5 protein-coding genes are annotated in these 6,181 nt (G+C 69.4%); 3 read left to right on the forward strand and 2 right to left on the reverse strand.

All coding sequences use genetic code 11. From position 1 onward, the window contains the following. Both groL and groES read right to left on the reverse strand, forming a co-directional pair. A partial coding sequence (gene groL, locus QZ753_RS05045) for a chaperonin GroEL (protein ID WP_294641596.1) occupies window positions 1-1,628 on the reverse strand: 1,628 nt, incomplete at its 3' end. A gap of 73 nt (window positions 1,629-1,701) precedes the next feature. Beyond that, the gene (gene groES / locus QZ753_RS05050; protein ID WP_019996686.1) at window positions 1,702-1,998 is read right to left on the reverse strand and encodes a co-chaperone GroES; all 297 of its coding nucleotides are present in this window, start codon (window positions 1,996-1,998) and stop codon (window positions 1,702-1,704) included. Window positions 1,999-2,239: 241 nt separating this feature from the next. On the opposite strand from groES, the gene QZ753_RS05055 reads away from it, so the two are divergent. The 3 genes from QZ753_RS05055 to QZ753_RS05065 form a co-directional block, all read left to right on the forward strand. Then, window positions 2,240-3,079, forward strand: a complete 840-nt coding sequence (locus QZ753_RS05055; RefSeq protein ID WP_294641597.1) for a TIGR01459 family HAD-type hydrolase — start codon at window positions 2,240-2,242, stop codon at window positions 3,077-3,079. After that, complete coding sequence (locus QZ753_RS05060) at window positions 3,076-4,056, forward strand: bifunctional riboflavin kinase/FAD synthetase (protein ID WP_294641598.1); 981 nt, start codon at window positions 3,076-3,078, stop codon at window positions 4,054-4,056. Before QZ753_RS05055 ends, QZ753_RS05060 begins: the two co-directional genes overlap by 4 nt. 290 nt (window positions 4,057-4,346) lie before the next feature. Beyond that, window positions 4,347-6,181, forward strand: a 1,835-nt coding sequence (locus QZ753_RS05065; RefSeq protein ID WP_294641599.1) for an isoleucine--tRNA ligase, incomplete at its 3' end; no start/stop codon positions are given.

A 6,181-nucleotide genomic window follows, 5' to 3' on the forward strand; every position in this document is an offset into this window, starting at 1 on the left:
CCCATGCCGCCGCCCATGCCGCCCGGCATGCCGCCGGCGCCCGAGTCCTTCTTGGGGGCCTCGGAGATCATGGCTTCGGTGGTGACGAGGAGACCCGCGACCGAGGCCGCGTCCTGCAGCGCCGAGCGCACGACCTTGACCGGGTCGACGATGCCGGCCTGGATCATGTCGCCGTACTCGCTGGTCTGGGCGTTGTAGCCGTAGGTCAGCGACGAGTTGTCGAGGATCTTGCCGACCACGATCGAGCCCTCGCCACCGGCGTTCTGGACGATCTGACGGATCGGGGCCTGGAGTGCCTTGCGGACGATGGCGATGCCGGCGTCCTGGTCGGCGTTCTCGCCCTTGAGGTCCACGGCGTTCGAAGCGCGCAGGAGCGCCACGCCGCCGCCCGGGACGATGCCCTCTTCCACGGCCGCGCGGGTCGCGTTGAGCGCGTCGTCGACGCGGTCCTTCTTCTCCTTGACCTCGACCTCGGTCGAGCCGCCGACGCGGATCACCGCGACGCCGCCCGCGAGCTTGGCCAGGCGCTCCTGGAGCTTCTCGCGGTCGTAGTCCGAGGTGGTCTCCTCGATCTGCTGCTTGATCTGCGAGACGCGGGCCTTGATGCCGTCGGCTTCACCGTTGCCGTCGACGATCGTGGTGTTCTCCTTGGTGATGGAGACCTTCTTGGCGCGGCCGAGCATGTCGAGCGTGACGTTCTCGAGCTTGATGCCGAGGTCCTCGGAGATGACCTGACCACCGGTGAGGATCGCGATGTCCTCGAGCATCGCCTTGCGGCGATCGCCGAAGCCCGGCGCCTTGACGGCGGCGATCTTCAGGCCGCCACGCAGCTTGTTGACGACGAGCGTGGCGAGCGCCTCGCCCTCGACGTCCTCGGCGATGATGACGAGCGGGCGCGACGACTGCACGACGGCCTCGAGGACCGGGAGCATCGCCTGGAGGTTGGAGAGCTTCTTCTCGTGCAGGAGGATGTAGGCGTCCTCGAGGTCGGCCACCATCTTCTCGGCGTTGGTCACGAAGTACGGCGACAGGTAGCCGCGGTCGAACTGCATGCCCTCGACGACCTCGAGCTCGGTCTCGGCGGTCTTGGCTTCCTCGACGGTGATGACGCCCTCGTTGCCGACCTTTTGCATCGCCGAGGCGATCATCTGGCCGATTTCCTTCTCGCCGTTGGCGGAGATGGTGCCGACTTGGGCGACCTCGTCGGAGGTCTCGATCTTGCGGGCCGAGGAGACCAGCGTCTCGACGACCTTGGCGACGGCCTGGTCGATGCCGCGCTTGACGTCCATCGGGTTCATGCCGGCGGCCACGGCCTTGGCGCCCTCGCGGACGATCGCCTGGGCGAGAACGGTCGCGGTGGTGGTGCCGTCGCCGGCCTTGTCGTTGGTCTTCGAGGCCACTTCGCGCACCATCTGGGCGCCCATGTTCTCGAACTTGTCCTCCAGCTCGATCTCCTTGGCGACGGACACGCCGTCCTTGGTGATCCGCGGGGCGCCGAACGACTTGTCGATCACGACGTTGCGGCCCTTGGGGCCGAGCGTGACCTTCACCGCATCGGCGAGAATGTCGACGCCGCGCAGCATGCGCTCGCGGGCATCACGACCGAACTTTACGTCCTTGGCTGCCATGGTCTTGTCTCCTCGGCGCGGCTCATGAAGCCTCGCGCCGTTTCAAGGGAAAGGATGTGTTGGGGCGAAGAGGTCAGCCGACGATCCCGAGGATGTCGGATTCCTTCATGATCAGGAGGTCCTCGCCGCCGAGCTTGATCTCGGTGCCCGACCACTTGCCGAACAGGATGCGGTCGCCGGCCTTGACCTCGAGCGGGTTGACCTTGCCGGTCTCGTCGCGCGCGCCGGCGCCGACCGCCACGATCTCGCCTTCCTGCGGCTTCTCCTTGGCGGTGTCCGGAATGATGATCCCGCCGGCGGTCTTCGACTCGGACTCGACGCGCCGCACGACGACGCGGTCATGCAGGGGGCGGAAGTTCACATTGGCCATCTCAGTCGAACCTTCTCAAAAGGCTTGATACAAGAAACGGGCCGCCGGAGCGCACCCGTTCCGATCTCTGGCACTCGACTTGGGTGAGTGCTAACGAGCGGGGAGATAGGAGATCGGCCCCGTCAATGTCAAGGGTGCCGCCAGCTTGGCGCAAGGTCGCAACGGCCGGCCGCTTGCTTGACCCCGCCCCCCGCGCTCCGATATCGCGGGGCTCCTGATGGACACGAGCCGGAGCCACCCGATGACCGAGGGCGCGATGCGCGCGATCGAAAGCCTCGATGAGGTGCTGGCGGGCTACGACGCCCTGTTTTGCGACGTCTGGGGCGTGGTCCACGACGGGGTGGCGAGCCATGCGGCCGCGGTCTCGGCACTGGCCGCCGCGCGCCGCGCCGGAAAGATGGTCGTGCTTCTCACCAACTCGCCGCGCCTGGCAGACGGGGTCGAGCGCCAGATCGCCGCGCTCGGGGTCACGCGCGACAGCTTCGACGCGATCGTCACCTCCGGCGACGCGACGCGGGCGCTGATCGAGGCGGGCTCGCGCCGCGTTCTTCATATCGGGCCGGAGCGCGACCTCGACATCTTCGACGGGCTCGGCCTGCAGCTGGAAGACGAGACGGGCGCCGAGGCGATCGTCTGCACTGGCCTCTTCGACGACCGCACCGACGACCCCGAGACGTACCGGCCGCTCCTGGAGCGCTGCGCCGCCCGCGGCCTGCCGATGATCTGCGCCAACCCGGATCTCGTGGTCCATATCGGCGACCACCTGATCCCCTGCGCCGGCGCGATCGCCGCGGTCTACGCCTCGCTCGGCGGCACGGTACACCTCGCCGGCAAGCCGCACGCCCCGATCTACGCGGTCGCCCGGCGGGTGGTGGGGGAGCGGGCCCGTGTCCTGTGCATCGGCGACGGGCTGATGACCGATGTCCTCGGCGCGGTGAACCACGGCGCCGACTGCCTGTTCATCTCGCACGGCATCCACCGCGACGAGCTGGCCGAGGTGATCGGCGATCCCGTTCTCCTGTCGGCCGAGCTTCTGACGCGGGGCGTCCATGCCCGCTTCGTGATGCCCGCGCTCCGATGACGGGGCCGGCCCAGCGCATTCCGGGGGCGGCGGCGCTGCCGTGCGAGTTCCGCGGCGGGGTCGTCGCGATCGGCAATTTCGACGGCGTCCATCGCGGCCACCAGGCGGTGGTCGAGACGCTCACGGCGCTCGCCGCCGAGACCGGCGCGCCGCGCCTCGCCCTCACCTTCGAGCCGCATCCGCGCACCGTGTTCCGGCCGCAGCATCCGGTGCAGCGCCTGACCCCCGCGCCCCTGAAAGCCCGGCTCTTCGGCCTCCTCGGCGTGGACGCTGTGGTCGAGCAGCCCTTCGATCTCGAGTACGCCGCTCATCCCGCCGAAGCCTTCGTCGCCGAGACGCTGCACCGCGACCTCGGCGCGCGCCACGTCGTCGTCGGCTACGATTTCCGCTTCGGCGCGCGCCGGCAGGGCGACCTCGATTTCCTGCGCGCGCGCGGGGCCGAGTTCGGTATCGGCGTCACCTCGATCGCCCCCTTCGTCGACGAGGGCGCCAACACGGTCTCCTCGACCCGTATCCGCGAAGACCTGATGAACGGCGACGTCGCGGCGGCCGCGGGGCTCCTCGGCTATCGCTGGACGATCAACGGAACGATCAGCCACGGGGCGAAGCTCGGGCGCACGCTCGGCTATCCCACCGCCAACATGGTGCTGCCCGACGACGGACTGCTCGCCCACGGGATCTACGCCGTGCGCCTGCGCCGGGCCGACGGCTCGCTCCACGACGGGGTGGCGAGCTACGGACGCCGCCCGACCTTCGACAACGGCGCGGCGCTGTTCGAGACCTTCCTGTTCGACTTTTCCGGCGATCTCTACGGCGAGGCGGTTTCGGTCTCGCTGTTCGGTTTCATCCGCGGCGAGGAGCGCTTCGATTCGGCCGAGGCGCTGATCGCGCGCATGGACATCGATGCCGCGGAAGCGCGCGCGCTTCTCGCCGGCGCCCGCCCCCTGTCGCCGCTGGATGCGGCGCTCGCCTTCTGACCCGAGAAAAGTCCTTGGAACCGGGCCGCTCCCTTTGATAGGAAGCGGCGATGGACAGAACGGCCGCCCTGCCGCCCGGCGCCCTCGCGCCCGCCGGATCGCGAATTAGCCGCCCGGTTCCGCGCCGGCGCTGACAGGTGCCGCCGGAGCCGGGACGACGTGCCGCGCCCGGAACCCCAAGCCTTCCGGGCCTTCCATGCCCCCTCCTATGCCCCGATGCGTCGCCGCCCGAAGCCATGCGGCTTTCCTTGCCCGCAGCCGCGACGCAGACCTGAACGAGTTTTGCCGCCATGACCGATCGTCCCGAGACCGACTATTCCAAGACCCTGTTCCTGCCGGAGACCGAGTTTCCGATGCGGGCGGGCCTGCCCCAGGCCGAGCCGCAGTGGATCGCCAAGTGGGACGAGATGGACCTCTACGGCACGCTGCGCGCCGAGGCCGCCGGGCGTCCGAAATACGTCCTTCACGACGGCCCGCCCTACGCCAACGGCCATCTCCACATCGGCCACGCGCTGAACAAGGTGCTGAAGGACGTCATCACCCGCTCGTTCCAGATGCGGGGCTTTGATGCCAACTACGTGCCCGGCTGGGACTGCCACGGCCTGCCGATCGAATGGAAGATCGAGGAGGAGAACTATCGCGCCAAGGGACGGCAGAAGCCGGACCTGACCGACTCGTCCGCCATGATCGCCTTCCGCCGCGAGTGCCGCGCCTATGCCGAGCACTGGGTCGGCGTGCAATCGGACGAGTTCCGCCGCCTTGGCGTCGAGGGCGACTTCAGGAACCCCTACCTCACCATGAACTACGGAGCCGAGGCGGTGATCGCCGGCGAACTCCTGAAGTTCGCCATGTCTGGCCAGCTCTACCGCGGCTCGAAGCCGGTGATGTGGTCGGTGGTCGAGAAGACCGCGCTCGCCGAGGCCGAGGTCGAGTACCAGGACTACGAGTCCGACACGATCTGGGTGAAGTTCGCCGTCCGCCCCGCCTCGAACGGCTTCACGCCGGCCTTCAACGGCGGCGTGTCGAGCTTCCCGAAGGCGGGCTCGCCGGATGTCGGCCCGCTCGACGGCGCGAGCGTCGTGATCTGGACGACGACCCCCTGGACCATCCCCGGCAACCGCGCCATCGCCTATTCGCCCCGCATCGCCTACGGCCTCTACGAGGTCACCGCGCCGGACGATGCGGACAACCCGCGCTGGGCCGCGCACGGCGAGCGTCTCGTGCTGGCCGACGCGCTGGCCGCCGACGTCTTCGCCAAGGCCCGGCTGCCGGACGGCGGCGTCCGGCGTCTGCGCGACGTGTCGGCTGCCGACCTCGCCGCCCTCCTGTGCGACCATCCGCTGAAGGGTCTTGGCGGCGGCTACGGGTTCGCCGTGCCGCTTCTGGCCGGCGACCATGTGACCGACGACGCCGGCACGGGCTTCGTGCACACGGCGCCGAGCCACGGCCGCGAGGACTTCGAGGCCTGGACCTCGGCACGCCGCGAGATCGAGGCGCGCGGCATCGACGCGTCGATCCCCTTCCCGGTGGACGACGACGGCTTCTACACCAAGGACGCGCCGGGCTTCGGGCCGGATGCCGAGGGCGGTGCCGGCCGCGTCATCGACGACAAGGGCAAGAAGGGCGATGCGAACAAGCGGGTGATCGACGCGCTGGTCGCGGCGGGGCGGCTGCTCGCGCGCGGACGCCTCAAGCATTCCTATCCGCATTCCTGGCGCTCGAAGAAGCCGGTGATCTTCCGCAACACGCCGCAATGGTTCGTCCACATGGACAAGGACCTCGCCGGCTATGGGCTCGACGAGGCCAAGCCGTCGGGCGGCGACACGCTGCGCGGACGAGCCCTCAGCGCCATCGACGACACGCGTTTCGTGCCCGCCAGCGGACAGAACCGCCTGCGCGGCATGATCGCCGACCGGCCGGACTGGGTCCTGTCGCGCCAGCGCGCATGGGGCGTGCCGATCTGCGTCTTCGTCGACGAGGACGGCGAGGTCCTGAAGGACGAGGCGGTCAACGCGCGGATCCGCGACGCCTTCGAGAAGGAGGGCGCCGACGCCTGGTTCGCCGAGGGCGCCAAGGAGCGCTTCCTTGGGCCGGAGCACGACGCCGCCCGCTGGTCGATGGTGCG

The organism is uncultured Aureimonas sp. (assembly GCF_913775355.1).
GTDB lineage: Bacteria > Pseudomonadota > Alphaproteobacteria > Rhizobiales > Rhizobiaceae > Aureimonas.